The organism is Rhizobium phaseoli (assembly GCF_001664385.1).
GTDB lineage: Bacteria > Pseudomonadota > Alphaproteobacteria > Rhizobiales > Rhizobiaceae > Rhizobium > Rhizobium phaseoli.
The window spans coordinates 1,105,668-1,120,640 of the sequence record NZ_CP013532.1 but is presented as its reverse complement, the minus strand read 5'-3'; the positions used below and the strand labels follow the sequence as shown (position 1 = coordinate 1,120,640).

The window sequence follows — 14,973 nt, the reverse complement described above, 5'->3', positions numbered from 1 at the left end:
TGCACCGTTTCCACGATGACCATACAGTACCCCAGAAACACATAACGCCCCCTCGCGGGAGCGCTAAGGCGGCCTCATTCGGAGACCCAACAGGCATTGCCTACATTCATTTATAGCGAATCTTTTTCGCCAAGCAAGCCTTCAGTCGAGTTTTTCTCATTTGAACTGTCGAAACAGCTATATTTGATGCCGCATTGTGCGAGCTGGTCAGCAGCTAGGTAGGCATCATAAAATTTTTTATCTCTCACTAATAGCTCATAGGCTTTGTAGGTCGGATCGTATCGACCTGCAGCCATGGGGTAGAGCAACAGGTCCGCGAGCTGCATCATTTTTGATGCTTTGGTTTTGTATTGGAAGTCTATTAGGATTGACGAGAAGTCCGTCTGAGAAAGTGGAGCATATTTTGAAGAGCTGTCCTTGTCGAAAGGCATGCCGGTTGACTTGAGGTCTTTATAATACGCTCTAATCTGCTGGTCGACCTTCTTGCCACTTGATTCAATAAATACACGCAGCTTTCTTTCTCTGGAATTCGCATACCGAGCGGCCCTTTCAACGACGATATTGAAGGCGGTTTTGCACATCTTCCATCGTTCATTCTTGTAGGCCTCCTTGTACCGAGTGTTGTAACCGCCCCTATCGATAACACATCCCATTCCTAAGATCGGGAGCGAACAAATGGTATCGTGCAGGTCTGTATAGAATTGCGTCTTTTTCTCCTTTGGCAGCTTGTACAGCCAGCTAAAATTGTCGGCTGCGTGCCTTATAGCTACTGAGTGCAAGGGGTATGTTATTTCCCATCGCTGACAAAAGGCGTCATACTTGATCTTTGAAGAGTCTTCTTCCTCTTCATCGATCATAAAACCGCCCATAGCAAAGTAGTCGAATTTTGGCGGCTGTTCATTGGGGCTTCGATCAGGCTTTCTCGAACCAGAATCGTCGATGTAGAGGTTTACGCTTTTTGCCATGTTGCTCTCCTGCACGTCTTAGGACACTACCGGCGAAAGGTTGCTGCTTAACTTACGGACGAGAAGAGCTAACCGGCGGAGAGCTTAAGGGGAGCATTCCTGCGACGAACAAAATTCGATAGTCCCGACCGTGTTCCTTCGTGAGCGGTGTCGAGTAGCAGGTGGCTCCTGGTTACACTTTCTCAGCGACTTTCGCTCATTCTCAGCCCGATGAAGAAAGCCGCCAGACAAAGTCTGACAGAAAACTGGAAGCAAACGCGCCGCGTTGTCCTGCAACGTGATGGTTTTCAGTGCGTGTCCTGTTCGATGAAGGTGACGTCCGCCGAGGCCGACGTGCACCATCTATTGCCTCGGTCTATGGGCGGGTCCGATGACCCCTCAAATCTTGTCACCCTTTGCGATGGCTGCCATGCAGCCCATCACCCGAATCTCGCCGGAGGCCTTGCGCGGCGAGTGATCGAACGCTGGGCGATGCGGCTTGCCCGATGGCTGGACAAGGAGGCGCGAGCCCTTGAGGCCGATATGAACTTCGGCCCCATTCTCCGGCTTTTTGGTGCATCCCATTTTCGCGACGGTCAGCTGCCAATCGTTTTGGCTGCGCTCACCGGCAAATCCATTCTGGTCGTGAGTCCGACGGGGTCCGGCAAGTCGCTATGTTTCCAGCTCCCCGCCATGCTGCGAAAGGGGATGACAATTGTCGTCAGCCCTTTGAAGACGTTGATGACCGACCAAGTTTCGGGACTGCTCCGCAAGAAAATACCGGCCACTTTCGTCAACAGCGGCCTCAGTCCCGACGAGAAGGAAATCCGTTACTCCATGGTAGAGCAGCAGGCCGTGAAGTTCCTCTACCTCGCGCCGGAGCGCTTCTTCGTTCGGCGACAAGAGGAGCGAGACGCCTTGGCACGAAGCCAGCCAGAATACATCGTCGTCGACGAAGCCCATTGCGTCGATCAATGGGGTCGCGACTTCCGCCCCGAATATGGGCGTCTGCGGGACGTGCGCCGGAGCTTGGGTTCGCCGCCGATCTTGGCTTTCACCGCGACTGCCGGATTGGCGATGCAGAAACGCATCCTCGCATCCTTAGGGATCGAAGACGCGACTGTCTTCGTTCGCGGCGTTGATCGGCCGAACATCGCATTGATCCGCTGGCGCTGCGCTCCTTCCTCTCGCCATTTGGAAATCGCGAAGTTGCTGCGCATGCCGTTTATCGCGGGACGGAAGGCCATGATCTTCGTTCCGACGGCTCGTATTGGCCAGGAACTGCAATCCAACCTGCGAAACGGTGGCCTTGACGTCCCGTTTTACCATTCAAAACTCGGAACAGAGTGGGAGCGCCAGGAACTGCTAAAGCGCTTCCAAGGGGAAAGCCGACCAGTTGTCGACCACATAATCTGTACGAACGCCTTCGGCATGGGCTTGGATGTTCCCGACGTTCGGCTCGTTATCCACTGGCAACAGCCGTCGTCAGTGGAAGATTACCTTCAGGAATTCGGAAGAGCCGGGCGCGATGGCAAACAGTCGGCAGCGATCATATTCACCGAAGGCAACCGTGCCGGGCGCGATGTTGGCCTCCTTCGTTTTATGGCCGAAAAGACGTCCGGCAGCGCCGAACTCGATGAAGTCACTGCTCGGTCGATGCTCCAACAGCGGTATTCGCAGATTGATGATCTCAGTGTGCTGCTCAACGCCAAGGGTTGTCTGCGGACTGGGCTCGTCGAATATTTCGAGGGTCCGAAAGTCCCGCCCCGGCAAGGGCTCGGACGCATGATCTTAAACTGGGTCTTCAGCAGCGATAGCAAGGCGCGGCGCTTCCGATATTGTTGCGACGCCTGTGCGCGACAAGGCCGCCAGTCCAAGGCTCTTCCAGACCATGTCATGTCGGTGTTCACACGTTTCTGAGGCTGACAATGTTGCGCCTGGTCGCGACGCCTGAGGTTGCAGCTTGGTCCGAATCTCGTCATGTCGATGCCCTGCCCAAATGATCCGCCTTCAAGACGGCTTTCGCCTGATCCAGATAGCGCTACTTGGAGCAGTCGATGTTGACAATCTGGCTTACCCATTTACCTTGGGATCGGGCGGAGGCAAGATGATATGCTTGCTTGGGGTTGGTTGAAGACCCGTCAGCGTAGCGCGGATATCGACGCGTCGTACCGTTCAAAGACTGCGGAGTGACGCCAATAGGCGTCGTCTTGTGCGAGGATTGTCCTCCCAACTGAGGGGCGGCTCTTAAGTCGCTGCACGTCCGCTTCAGCAATGAAGCAAGGGACGTGGACTCGTGAAATCAAAGAACCGAATACAAAATCTGAGACGCAAGGCAGCCGAGCGCCAGGAATGGCAATGCTACTACTGTCAGCAACCCATGTGGCAGACCGATCAGAGAAGCTTCAGCGCACGCTTCCGTGTCACCGACCGCGCCGCGTTGCGCTTCCGGTGTACGGCAGAGCATTTGGAGGCGCGATGTGACGGAGGGCAGGATACCGAGGAGAACGTCGTCGCTGCCTGTCTGTATTGCAACAAGAACCGCCACAAGAGGAAGCGGCCGAAAGACCCCGTGTCCTATAAGAGCCTTGTTCGATCACGGATGGAGCAAGGTCGATGGCATTCTGTAGCGCTGACGCATTAGTACGGCCCCGACAGGATAGTCCTCCCAATGTAAAAGCCTCCCGGCGCGAACCGAGAGGCTTCATGTCACTCAATCTTCCACTAAGGGAAAATTCTAGCAAGCAGCGAAATCAAACCAATGATCCGCATATCGGTAATACCGAAGGAGTGGACCACCCTGTAAGTCTCGCCCTTGGTATTGCGATATTCCAGCGCGAGGAGTGAAAACACTCTTAGCCCCTTCATATTGCTGCACGAGAAGCCTCCAAGGCAGACCATTCTCGTGCTCGTTAAGCCGACGCCCCGCAAGGGTTTCCTTAATTAGGCCGTAATGAAACCCTTGCGGGGAAACGTCGTGGCCTTTTTCCGTGGGGTGCCAAAGCACCAACGCGTTCTCGATGTAGGGACGGCGATTTAGTTGTTCAAGTCGCGGAAGGTCAATTTCGGCGAGCAGATGCCACAGAGGTGGCTATCTAAATCGTTGGGAGCAACGGAATGGCGTGCCCGGCAGCAATGTGCTCGACGTCAATGCTGCTTGACGATTTCTCGGTTGCGCAAATAAAACGCGGCGCTGTATTTTTCTCAAACACGGCCGCCGTCAGCCTGCCAGTTGCATATGCGCCCGTGTCGACCGCGATCCGGTTGGGGTAAATTTCCGGCAGATCGGTCTCGGTCGGAGTGTGCCCGTGCACGATGATCTTTTCAAACTGATCTTTGTGATCAAGGAATTCCTCTCGTATCCATCGCAGATCAAACGAATTCTGCGCATCCAGGGGAATGCCAGGCCTCACGCCTGCGTGCACGAAACAGTGCGATCCAATAACCACCTTGTCGGTGGCCTGCTTCAGCAGCAAATGATGATGTCCGTAGTATTCATGAATGAACCCTGCGAACTGCTGAACGGTCGGGCTGCTGCCGGGGAGATATGACTGCACGGTCGCCCGACCCCCGTTGCCTGCCAACCAAATCGCAGCGTCTGTCTCCGTCAGAAGACCTTCGAGCGCGAGAAGAAAATATTCATCGTGATTTCCAAGGATCAGCCGCGAACCTGGGAAGCGGTCGAAGGCTTCATCGACGAGTTCAAGTGCCTCTTTGCTATCGGGACCTCGGTCGATGATATCGCCAAGGAAGATGATAATCGGGCTTTGATCACCGGCATCGTCCGCAATGGCGTCCAGCAACGGGCGCAGCAAATCTGCTCGGCCGTGGACGTCCCCGATAGCGTAGATCAGCTGCTCATTCTGCACTTCGAACCGCTCGCTTTTCCCTTGCAAAATCAGATGCAAAACTCGTTATCGTGAAATTTGGAAACGAGCAATGCGCTACCCTCATCCGTCTCGGTCGATCATGTTTGACACCCTGTTCGAGAACAGGGTGCATGCGCTTGCCCGCACATACAGGGAAACACTGCAGAATTCGGACCTGCGCAACACCTACAGCCAACAGCAAATTATCAGAAACTGGGCCTCCTCGAAGGAATTCGCGGGAATGCGGGACGATGAACGCATTGAGAGGTTCGAGACCCTTGTTGGCCTACAGCCGCTCGCGACTGATGTGTTGGTTCACGGTGATCGCCTATTCGATATTTCACACCTCGTAGATCAATTCCAGTCAGACAGCCTTGTTGGCCTCCAGTTCGACAAGGAGCGCCTACCGTTTGAGACGATTTTCGTTTCCTTCGGGAAGAGACGGAGCCTCACTGTCGATGCTAACGAAGGCATATTCTTCGAGGGAGCGTACGTCCGCCAGTCTGTCGAATGCGGAGAGGTCATCTTCGACGTCGTCCTGGTTTGCAACGACCCGAAATTCGTCAACGAAGACGAAAACATCGGCGACATGCTGAAAGGATTGACCCGGTTCTACCAAGTGAAAATTCCACTTGGAAAGCCGTTGGAGGCGGCTACCAACACCCTGTCGCACGCTCTTGATCCATCGGTTCTAGGAGACCGGTTCGCAGTGGTCGCCGGGACGCGATTGGTCGCCCACACCATCATGTATCTCTCGCAACCGAAAATCGATGCAGTGTTCGGGCACGATGCCGCAGCGCCTAAAAAGATGGCGCAGAGAGCAATGATGAGGGAGTATGGCGCTCAGCCTGAGTTGGATTGGCGTGGATATCCGAGTGTCACGTATCTGGGTCGTAAACCGAAGGTCGCTGCAGCATGGGACACCACGCCCTACCGACGCCTCCCCGGGATGTAAAATCATCCCTTCCAATTTTTTGCACGCTTCTCGAAATCGATCTTTTTCCATTCCTCCTTCCAAAGCGTGAGATATTTCACGTCGCTAGAAGCCGGTTCCGGATCGCACTTTTCCACGTAGACAACGCAGGGCATGATGACGGCGTCACCAATGAGCAGCGCCTCACCCTGCTCCAACGCAGGCATGCCTTCGGTCAGATTGCCAAGGGTGTCCGGCAAAAGGCGGCGCACATAGCTCTGATCGTCCGGGTTTGTAAGGCGCATTGCCAGAAAGTTGCTGCACTGTGAGAAGATAGTCTCCGAGATTTCCGACGGCCGCTGGCTCGATATCATAAGGCTGATGCCATACTTGCGGCCCTCCTTCGCGATGCGTTCGATAGCTGCCAAGGACGCCTTGTAGCGAGCCAGGCCGCTTTTAGGGGCGTATTTGTGGGCCTCCTCGTACACCATCAAGAAGGGCTGCTCGGTGCCGCTCTCGACCCGTCGCGCATAATAGCAAAAGTCAAACATCAGGCGGGAAATCAAGGAAACTGTGATACTCAGAAGTTCAAAGGGAATGCCGCTGAGGTCGATGATCGTGACATTGGCCTCCGATCCCTTTGGGTAACCAGTGAATTGCTCCAAGACAGCTTCGAGCGTCGCCTTCTTCGCCTTGTCACCGAACAGGAATTCGAGCCGTGAGTTTGTGATCTTCGATCTCACACGCCGTTCGAACTTATCGATGCTTCCTTCAGCGTATGGCCCCTTTTTTACGCCTGTGGCCTTGATCGCGAACTCATATGTATGCTGGCAATAATGGGAAAACTGGTCATCTGTGTCGATGAACTCCTTTGAAGTTCCGTCTTTAAGCTTGATGATCAAAGAATTGTCGCTGTCGATTTTTTCCCGGGTCAAGTTGCGCAAAGCGTTTGCCAGATGATCGATGTCATATTGAAGCGGGCTATCGAAATTAACCTTCGTTACTGCCGGATTAGCCACCCGTTTTGCAACGGTAATGATGGAGCGCAGCAACGCTTCCTGGTTGTAGTTGTTGTTGTCCCCTGACTCCAGAAACATGTCCTCCATCTCGTCTTCGTTCAGAAGCCAGTATGGAAGGACAAGGTTGTCGACGGTTATTACGTTCGCCTGTGGGAACGCCGCCGCATATTCGGAATGCAGATCAAATATTACGATATGAGAGTTGTTTAATCCGTCGTATTCGCCATTTTTCGCCGCCATTGCCTTCTGCAAAATGGAAGACACGCTTGACGATTTACCCGATCCGGAAGCGCCAACGACGGCAATATGCTTGTTGAAGAACCGATCCCCGTGCACTGGAACCTTGATGTCGCGCTGCCGTATCAGCGAAGAAAATCCAAAGCGGTCTTTAACATCAAAGGCCTCTGCATAGATCGCCGCGATCTCGTCTTTCGTGGCAGGCACGACCTTCTTCGGCGGGATCGCCAGCTCGTCGCCGCCACGGTTGAATTTTCCGTTCTTCAGGGTGCCCAGTGGGTACGCATCAATCATGTATACGCGTTTAGAATCCGAGGCACCCTCGGTCTTCGTTTCCTTCATCTCGATGGAAAAGCTTTCGATGATGCAGATCAAGGAGACGTTGTCGTTATCGGAAACCTTCAGGAAAGAGCCGACGCGCAGCGATTCACCGGCCGCCTGGAAATTGACCAAGTCATCGACTGCAACGCGAACCTTATTTGGATAGACGGCAACGACTTCCGCGTTCGCGATCTCTTCGGTCATGTTTACCTCAAATGATTTTCTTGATTGTGGAAATGTCATCAACTGGGATCGAGAACGTGCGGGCCTTAAAGTCGGTCGGTTCCAGCGCCAGGGGACGTTCAAGGAAGAAGTCGTACAGATGGCAAAGCTTTCGCCCGACGCCCGCGAGCGCGTGCAGGAGCTGGTCCAAGTCGTCGGCGAAGCGAAGCGCTATCTGCCGCTCTCTGGTCTGCGCAGTGTGAAGATGTTCCGCCCGGAACGCCGAGCCGTTGTAAGGATAGCCGTCTACAAAATCGGTGCCGGTGTCAAAAAGCTCGTTCTTGACCTGGGCAATCAGCTCTGGGGACGAATTTCTCAGCATGACAAACGGCGCGTACCGGTCGTTATTCGGCATATTCTTGTTTTTAGCCGAACTCCATTTACGAGCCATCTCCCTCAGCTGGTCGCAGACGGCTGCGCTGTCGCTATTGGGGGCGACTTCAACGATGAACGTCCTCACGACACCAGCACTGTTGCTTGGCGAGAAATAGAGACGACGCATAAAGCTGCCGTACTCGGAGCTTTCCTTTTCGCGCAATAGCCATCGGTGGTGAATCGCCTGCGTGCCTTTCAGATGCTCTTGCAAGGCTCGGCGTGTCGTCGTGCGCTCCAAGTGATTGGCCTTTGTTGCCATTGTCGCAACAAAATCAAAGGCACGCGGATACTGAAAGCCTTCAGCTTCCACAAGCGTGACACCTTGCGCTTTCTTGACGGCCGCTATTACCGCAGCACGATGCTCGAAGAACTCAGCGGACAGCACAATGCTGAAAGCTTTACAGAACTCTCCGATGACGTCATCGGTTACCGGTGCTTGATCCAGCAATGATTTCTTGTGGAGCCGCTTAGCACCAGCAGCGTCGGTAACATATTCACCGACCTCCATAAGGCCCTTGAAATCGTCGACCGCCAGCTCGTCAGTCGAGATTTTGACATCCGCATAAAACCCGTAGAGCACATACTTGCGTTTTTTCCGCGCATCCTCATCAAGGCTAAGGAAGTGCTGAAAAAGCTTGAAGAGCGGATCGCGGAGCACGCTGTTCGTCAGGTCCTTGCCAGCATAATATTTGACCTGGCTGTAGGTAATTTGCTCAACCGAGTACCTGTCGAAATCTTCGATGCCTTCAATGACGATCTTATCGTCTATGTCGGCATTTAAGATTTCCAGCAAAGCAGCGTCGAGCTGATACAGATACCCGCGTATAGAAGCTGTGGCTTCTCGCTGTTTATCAACGTCTACGTCTGCCACCCCGGCCCCCGAATCAATCCCTGATTGGCAGCATAGTCCGGAGATCGCATCCAAGGCGAGCGTTGACGCTTGCGCCGACGAAAATCTCGCGGGAAAATTCGGAGGGGAACACCAGCGTCAGAGAGTGGAGAAATCATGTTGAAATTAACTGAAAGAAATATCGAGAATTTCCGCAGGTTCTACATCCCTCATATCCAGGAATGTCTTGAGGTAGGGAACGTCGCTCGTCTTCGCTCTGTTGTCAGCCAGCACTCTGAATTTGTGCAACAAGTAGGGCAAGCGGATTTCACAGCGGTCTTCGCCAAGGCAAATGACTGGCTATTCGAGGCCGAACAATATGAAGCTGCAAATGGCGCAGGATCGCGATTTAACTCTGCACATCCATTGGTATTGGAGGCCCGACAGAAAGCCGCTCAACGTCACATGCCGAAGCCCCCTGTCGACCAACTTTTTCTCAAATCAACTTCCGAGTCAAAAGCGGGCGTCCAGCCACCTGGGGTCAAAGCAGCGTAGCGCTCATAACCATTCCACGTCGCTTTGAAAACCCGCTCTCTTTCGGCGTCGGCTGATTCGTCGGCCTTTGTGTCAAAGATTTCTTCGACGACGACGTTGTTGATAGCATCGACTTCAACACCAAGTGATGTCGCCAATTCGGTAAAAGTTCCGATCAACACACCGAGCACTCGCACTTCAAAATACGTAAGATTCCCTGAAGTTATTTTCTTGGGGCCGGTTGCGATCACGTTCGTTGACATCGAGCATCCTCTCACTTTGAGGGCTTGTCTAAGCGAAATCACGTTGCCAGTTGATTAAAACTGAAAAATTGACGCGTCAGAATGACGCCGAAATAGCAGAACGGTCGTCATCGATGATGAACAAACAACTACTGAGAGCACTTTGCTCAATTTGAGTGGCGAAAGTTCAAAGATATGTGGCGAGCTATAGAAAATGGCTGGGGCGCCTGGATTCGAACCAGGGGATGGCGGTACCAAAAACCGCTGCCTTACCGCTTGGCTACGCCCCACCAGAGCTTTCGGCGCTAAGCGCCGGCTCAAATCGACGCCTGATTAGCAAAGCTCTCCGTCTGTCACAATGACTAAGTTGCGCCTCGCGCAGATTTATACGCTGCAGAGTGCCAAGGCCCGTGCTAGGAATGGGCGACGTCATCGGCCGCGAGATCATCGCCTTCATGGAAAGCCCCGCATTCGACCTTGCTTTCGAGCCGGCCTATGGGCGCGCCGTGCCGGTGGCGCCTCAGGTCGAGCGGATCACGGCTGAGAATCCCGGGCCTTTCACCTTTTACGGCACCAACAGCTATATCGTCGGCGCCGCCTCGGTTGCGGTCATCGATCCCGGGCCGGAGGACGAGGCGCATTATCAGGCGCTGATGGCGGCGCTTTCCGGCCGCGAGGTGACGCATATCTTCGTCAGCCACACGCATCGCGACCACTCGCCGCTGGCTCGCCGGCTGCAGGCGGCGACGGGGGCGGTGACGGTGGGCCAGGGGCCGCACCGGCCGGCACGGCCGCTCCGGGACGGCGAGATCAATCCCTTTTCCGAAAGCTCGGATCTTTCCTTCGTGCCCGATATCGCGCTCGGCGACGGGCAGACCCTATCCGGCGATGGCTGGTCGCTGACCTCGGTGCCGACACCGGGGCACACGGCCAATCATGCCGCCTTCGCGCTCGAAGGCCGCGACATCCTCTTCTCCGGCGATCATGTCATGGCCTGGTCGACCTCGATCGTCGCACCGCCGGATGGGTCGATGGCCGATTATATGGCCTCGCTCGAGCGGCTGATCGCGCGCCAGGACCGCCTGCTGCTGCCCGGCCATGGCGGGCCGGTGACGCAGCCCGCCGCCTTCCTGCAGGGCCTGAAGGCGCACCGGCTGGGGCGCGAGCAGGCGATCCTCGAGCGCATCCGGGCGGGCGACCGCGCGATAACGGGGATGGTGAAGGCGATCTATCGCGATACCGATCCGAAGCTGCATGGGGCGGCGGCGCTTTCCGTGCTCGCCCATATCGAGGATCTCGTCGAGCGCGGCGCGATCGCGGCGGATGGGCCGCCTTCTCTTGCCGCCACCTACCGGCTGTTGTAAGCGTGAGATGGGGAGATTACCATGGCGCGTGCCGCTTACAGCTATCGCGATGATGCCGATGTGCCGGCTTTTGCCGATGACCAGCCGCTGATCATCTTCGATGGCGAATGCGTCTTCTGCTCCGGCTGGGTGAAATTCGCGCTGAAGCACGACAGGCAGCGGCGATACCGCTTCCTCGCCGCCCAGTCGCCGCTCGGCGCCGCGCTCTACCGGCATTATGGGCTGAACGAGCGCGACTATGAAACCAATATCCTCATCGAGAATGGCCGCGCCTTCTTCAAGTCGGACGGGTCGATCCGCATGGTGGCCGGCCTCGGCTTTCCCTGGTCGCTGGTGAAACTCTTCCGGCTGCTGCCGCGCCGCCTTGCCGATACGCTTTATGAATTCATCGCCCGCAACCGGCTGAAGATCGCCGGCCGGCAGAGCTGCATGGTGCCGACGGCGGAGCAGCGCAGCCGTTTCATCGCATGAGCGGCGAGCGGCTCTCGCTGCTGATCATCGGCGGCTACGGCACCTTCGGCGGCCGGCTGGCGCGGCTGCTGGGCGACGAACCGCGGCTCAGGCTGTTGATCGCCGGGCGCTCGCTTGAAAAGGCCGATGATTTCGTGGCCGAGCTCAGATCGCCGAAAGATGGATCCGAGGGCCTGGGAAGCAGCAATCTCGGGGCGACGCTGCAGGCAGTGCGCTTCGATCGCGACGGCGACCTCGCCGAACAGCTGACGCGGCTGCGGCCGGATCTCGTCATCGATGCCTCCGGACCGTTTCAATGCTTCGGGCAAGACCCCTATAAGGTCGTGCGCGCCTGCATCGTGCTCGACATCGATTATGCCGATCTTGCCGACAGCACCGGCTTCGTTGCTTCCATCGGCGGGCTCGATGCCGAGGCGCAGGCGAAGGGGGTTTTTGCGCTCTCCGGCCTCAGCAGCCTGCCGGCGCTGTCCTTCGCCGCACTCGAGGCCATGGCGCCGCGGTTTTCTCGGATCGATGCGGTGGCCGCCGGCATTGCCCCGTCGGCGCATGTGAAGATCGGGCTTAATGTGGTGAGAGCAATCGCGAGTTATGCCGGCAAGCCGGTCTCGGTGCTGCGCCAGGGGCGGCCGGCGCTGGCGCCCGGGTTGATCGAGGCGATGCGGGTGACGATCGCCCCGCCCGGCGTGACGCCGCTGAAGAGCCGGAATTTCCTGCTGGTCGATGCGCCGGATCTGGCGCTGCTGCCGGGCCGCTTTGCCGGCCTGCAATCGAGCTTCACCGGGGTCGGCACGGAGCCGCAGCTGCTGCAGCGGCTGCTTGGGCTTGCGGCGGGTCTCACGCGGCGGAAGCTCTTGCCGTCGCTGACGCCGTTTGCGCGGCTCATGCAGCGGGCGAGCCACGGCCTGGCGGTCGGCGAGCATCGCGGCGGCATGTTCGTGCGCCTGAGCGGCCTCGATGCCGCCGGCCAACCGCTTGCCTGCGGCTGGCATCTGATTGCCGAGGGGGATGACGGGCCGTTCATTCCGGTCACCGGCGTGGCGGCGCTGGTGCGCCGGCTGCTCGGCGGCGTCCGGCCGGAGAGTGGCGCGCGGCCGGCGACAGGGGAATTGCGGCTGGAAGATTTCGAAGCGGAATTCCGGCGGTTCTCGATTGTGACGGGTATCCGGGCGGAAAGCGAGGGCGCCAGCCTGCCGCTTTACCACAGGGTTCTCGGCAGCGCCTTCGCGCGGCTGCCGGCGGCGATAGCAGCCATGCATCCGGGCGAGCCCGCCGGCAGCGCCCGCACCGCCTCCGGCCGGGCGCGGGTCGAGCGCGGCAGCGGCTGGCTGGCAAGGATCGTCGCCCGGCTGATCGGCTTTCCCCCGGCGGGTGAGGATGTGCCGGTGACGGTGCGCTTTACCGCCGATGGCGAGAAGGAGATCTGGACGCGGCAGTTCGGGGATAAGAGCTTCCACAGCCAGCAGCTCGAGGGCAAGGGCCGCGACCGCCACCTGCTCACCGAGGTGTTCGGGCCGTTCCGGGTGCTGGTGGCGCTGGTGCCGGAGGGAGAGAGGCTGCGGCTGGTGGTGCGCGGCTGGCGGTTTTGCGGGATCCCGCTGCCGCTGTTTCTGGCGCCGGGCGGGGAGACTTATGAGGAGGCGCGTGAGGGGCGGTTCCATTTCCACGTCGAGATCGGCGGGCGGCTGACGGGGCTGGTGGTGCGCTATACGGGGTGGTTGGTGGTGGAGTGAGGGGCGGCGCGCCCTCTCCCCAGCCTTCGGCGCGCCCTCTCTCCAGCCTCGTGGCGACCTCTCTCCAGCCTCATCCTGAGGTGCGCAGCCCATAGGGCGAAGCCTCGAAGGACGGGGCTGGCCACCTTCTCGATGCCGTCGCAATTCAGCCACCCGCCCTCGCCCTTCGAGGCCCCTGCGGTGCACCTCAGAGCCTGTGAATGTTTAGTGGCGGAGGCGATTTTATTGTGATTCTGTTGGGTCGTTGATTTGCTTGGAGGACGGTGATGGACGACGAGTTGTTCGAGGGATTGCCGGCGCAGGGATCGCGGCGCAGTGCTCAGGTGGGGCGCGGGGCGGCGCGCATGCGCGAGCCGGTGCGCGATCAGATCGAGTTGCGTGCCGTCGATATCGACAGCTTGATCGGCCAGGATCACGCGGTGCGCGTCATTTGGAGCTATGTCGAGGGGCTGGATCTGAGCGCGCTTGAAGGTCGGATCAAAGCGCGCGAGCACCGGCCGGGCCATCCGCCGATTTCGCCACGGCTTTTGCTGGCGCTGTGGCTCTATGCCAGCAGCGACGGTGTAGGCAGCGCGCGGGCTCTGGAACGGCTGTGCGAGAGCCACGACGTCTATCGCTGGCTGTGCGGCGGTGTCTCGGTGAACTATCACACGCTGTCGGATTTTCGGGTTGGTTGCGCCGATCTGCTCGACCGGCTGCTGGCCGAGCATCTGGCGGCGCTTGCCGATGCCGGCCTCGTCACTCTCGACAGTCTGGCGCAGGATGGCGTGCGGATCCGGGCGAGCGCGGGGGCCGCCTCGTTCGGCCGCAAGGCGAAGCTTGATCGACATCTTTCGATTGCCGAGGCGGTTGTGGATCAGCTCAAGCACGAGGTTGATGCGCGTTCGGATGCCAGCACTCGGCGTATCAAAGCGGCCAGGGAACGAGCGGCGCGCGAGCGTGGTGAGCGGGTCAGAGCAGCCCAGGTCGCTCTTGACGAGATCCAGCGCCAGCGTCAGGCGCGCGAAGAAAAGCGCGGCAATGGCAAAAAGCCGAAGGAGCCGCGCGCCTCCAGCACGGATGCACAGGCGCGGGTGATGAAGATGGCCGACGGCGGCTTCCGTCCGGGTTATAATGTGCAGGTTGCGAGCACGGCCGGTGAGCAGTTCGTGGTCGGGCTCGAGGTGACCAATGCCGGCTCCGATCGCGGCCTCATGCGGCCGATGCTGGAGCGGTTGCGCGCGTTAAGCGGCCATCTGCCGCGGCGCTATCTCGCCGATGGCGGCTTTGGCAGCGCTGAAGATATCGAGTGGGCGCACGGCGAAGGGGTTGAGGTCTTTTGTCCGCCCACTCAGTCCAAGCACGGAACCGATCCCTTCTTGCCGCGGCGCGGCGACGGTCCGGGTGTGTCGACCTGGCGGGCCCGCATGGCAAGCGAGGCGGGCAAGGCTCAGTACAAACCCCGATCGATCTGCGAATGCATCCATGCCCGCTGGCGCAACTGGAATCTGCGACAATTGACGGTCCGCGGTATCGAAAAGGTCCGTGCCGTCGTGCTCTGCTACGCACTCACCAACAATATCTTGCAAGGCCGTCGGCTTGCCAATGGATAGCTAGTGCCATCACCCAAACGCCAACTAGCGACCATCCGCACGCACCGCGCAATCGTCTAACGTTCGATTGCATCGGTCAGCCAAGACCGGCCAGAACCGCACCAACTCAAAAGCTTCACAAGCTCTCAGGTGCGTAGCCCAGAGGGCGGAGCCTCGAAGGACGGGGCTGGCCGCCGCAGTCACCCGCCCCCGTCCTTCGAGGCCCCTGTGGGGCGCCTCAGGATGAGGGCTGATCGTTGTGGGTGGCGCCGTCTCGCCAGGCGGCTGATCGTTGAGTTTGCGGCGCCGTGATTGGGTTGAGCCTGCCGCAC

Annotated in this window: 12 protein-coding genes and 1 tRNA gene; 7 read left to right on the top strand and 6 right to left on the bottom strand. The window is 58.1% G+C overall.

Annotated elements, in window-relative coordinates; all coding sequences use genetic code 11:
• Nucleotides 1-110: 110 nt before the first annotated feature.
• Nucleotides 111-965, bottom strand: coding sequence for a DUF3800 domain-containing protein (locus AMC88_RS05385; protein WP_064829898.1), 855 nt, complete (start codon nt 963-965; stop codon nt 111-113).
• Nucleotides 966-1,175: 210 nt separating this feature from the next.
• Here AMC88_RS05385 and AMC88_RS05380 point away from each other — a divergent pair, with 210 nt between their 5' ends.
• Together AMC88_RS05380 and AMC88_RS34650 are read left to right on the top strand one after the other, a co-directional pair.
• Nucleotides 1,176-2,864: a RecQ family ATP-dependent DNA helicase gene (locus AMC88_RS05380; protein ID WP_081282691.1), complete on the top strand. Its 1,689-nt coding sequence runs from the start codon at nt 1,176-1,178 to the stop codon at nt 2,862-2,864.
• Nucleotides 2,865-3,324: 460 nt separating this feature from the next.
• Nucleotides 3,325-3,588 (top strand): HNH endonuclease, encoded by a 264-nt coding sequence (locus AMC88_RS34650; protein ID WP_081282690.1) that lies wholly within the window; start codon nt 3,325-3,327, stop codon nt 3,586-3,588.
• A 451-nt stretch (nt 3,589-4,039) separates the two neighbouring features.
• On the opposite strand, the gene AMC88_RS05375 is transcribed toward AMC88_RS34650, so the two are convergent.
• Entirely contained in the window at nt 4,040-4,852 is an 813-nt protein-coding gene (locus AMC88_RS05375) for a metallophosphoesterase (RefSeq protein WP_064829897.1), read from the bottom strand.
• A gap of 61 nt (nt 4,853-4,913) precedes the next feature.
• Between AMC88_RS05375 and AMC88_RS05370 the strand changes: the two genes are divergently transcribed.
• On the top strand, nt 4,914-5,768 hold the full coding sequence (locus AMC88_RS05370) for a hypothetical protein (RefSeq protein WP_150128076.1): 855 nt from the start codon (nt 4,914-4,916) through the stop codon (nt 5,766-5,768).
• A gap of 2 nt (nt 5,769-5,770) precedes the next feature.
• Here the strand turns inward: AMC88_RS05370 and herA are convergent, their stop codons facing one another.
• The 4 genes from herA to AMC88_RS05350 all read right to left on the bottom strand — a co-directional run bounded on the left by herA (nt 5,771) and on the right by AMC88_RS05350 (nt 9,795).
• Nucleotides 5,771-7,507 (bottom strand): anti-phage-associated helicase HerA, encoded by a 1,737-nt coding sequence (gene herA / locus AMC88_RS05365; RefSeq protein ID WP_064829895.1) that lies wholly within the window; start codon nt 7,505-7,507, stop codon nt 5,771-5,773.
• Between the two features lie 7 nt (nt 7,508-7,514).
• Nucleotides 7,515-8,771 (bottom strand): DUF4297 family anti-phage-associated protein, encoded by a 1,257-nt coding sequence (locus AMC88_RS05360; protein WP_150128075.1) that lies wholly within the window; start codon nt 8,769-8,771, stop codon nt 7,515-7,517.
• A gap of 419 nt (nt 8,772-9,190) precedes the next feature.
• Complete coding sequence (locus AMC88_RS05355) at nt 9,191-9,526, bottom strand: hypothetical protein (protein ID WP_064829893.1); 336 nt, start codon at nt 9,524-9,526, stop codon at nt 9,191-9,193.
• Between the two features lie 194 nt (nt 9,527-9,720).
• Nucleotides 9,721-9,795 (bottom strand) — tRNA-Gln (locus AMC88_RS05350).
• Nucleotides 9,796-9,960: 165 nt separating this feature from the next.
• Between AMC88_RS05350 and AMC88_RS05345 the strand changes: the two genes are divergently transcribed.
• The 4 genes from AMC88_RS05345 to AMC88_RS05330 all read left to right on the top strand — a co-directional run bounded on the left by AMC88_RS05345 (nt 9,961) and on the right by AMC88_RS05330 (nt 14,662).
• Nucleotides 9,961-10,869 carry an MBL fold metallo-hydrolase gene (locus AMC88_RS05345; RefSeq protein ID WP_064825811.1) on the top strand — a complete coding sequence of 303 codons (909 nt, stop codon included), beginning with the start codon at nt 9,961-9,963 and terminating at the stop codon, nt 10,867-10,869.
• Nucleotides 10,870-10,890: 21 nt separating this feature from the next.
• Nucleotides 10,891-11,340, top strand: a complete 450-nt coding sequence (locus tag AMC88_RS05340) for a thiol-disulfide oxidoreductase DCC family protein (protein ID WP_064824924.1) — start codon at nt 10,891-10,893, stop codon at nt 11,338-11,340.
• The gene (locus tag AMC88_RS05335) at nt 11,337-13,070 is read left to right on the top strand and encodes an SDR family oxidoreductase (protein WP_064824923.1); all 1,734 of its coding nucleotides are present in this window, start codon (nt 11,337-11,339) and stop codon (nt 13,068-13,070) included. Before AMC88_RS05340 ends, AMC88_RS05335 begins: the two co-directional genes overlap by 4 nt.
• A 266-nt stretch (nt 13,071-13,336) precedes the next feature.
• A complete protein-coding gene (locus AMC88_RS05330; RefSeq protein ID WP_049772018.1) occupies nt 13,337-14,662 on the top strand; it encodes an IS1182 family transposase in 1,326 nt (441 codons plus the stop codon).
• Nucleotides 14,663-14,973: the final 311 nt, after the last annotated feature.

Coding starts and splice junctions, on each gene's coding strand:
- herA (WP_064829895.1), bottom strand. CDS start 7,507: ATGACCGAAGAGATCGCGAACGCGGAAGTCGTTGCCGTCTATCCAAAT.
- AMC88_RS34650 (WP_081282690.1), top strand. CDS start 3,325: ATGTGGCAGACCGATCAGAGAAGCTTCAGCGCACGCTTCCGTGTCACC.
- AMC88_RS05335 (WP_064824923.1), top strand. CDS start 11,337: ATGAGCGGCGAGCGGCTCTCGCTGCTGATCATCGGCGGCTACGGCACC.
- AMC88_RS05355 (WP_064829893.1), bottom strand. CDS start 9,526: ATGTCAACGAACGTGATCGCAACCGGCCCCAAGAAAATAACTTCAGGG.
- AMC88_RS05330 (WP_049772018.1), top strand. CDS start 13,337: ATGGACGACGAGTTGTTCGAGGGATTGCCGGCGCAGGGATCGCGGCGC.
- AMC88_RS05370 (WP_150128076.1), top strand. CDS start 4,914: ATGTTTGACACCCTGTTCGAGAACAGGGTGCATGCGCTTGCCCGCACA.
- AMC88_RS05340 (WP_064824924.1), top strand. CDS start 10,891: ATGGCGCGTGCCGCTTACAGCTATCGCGATGATGCCGATGTGCCGGCT.
- AMC88_RS05380 (WP_081282691.1), top strand. CDS start 1,176: ATGAAGAAAGCCGCCAGACAAAGTCTGACAGAAAACTGGAAGCAAACG.
- AMC88_RS05385 (WP_064829898.1), bottom strand. CDS start 965: ATGGCAAAAAGCGTAAACCTCTACATCGACGATTCTGGTTCGAGAAAG.
- AMC88_RS05345 (WP_064825811.1), top strand. CDS start 9,961: ATGGAAAGCCCCGCATTCGACCTTGCTTTCGAGCCGGCCTATGGGCGC.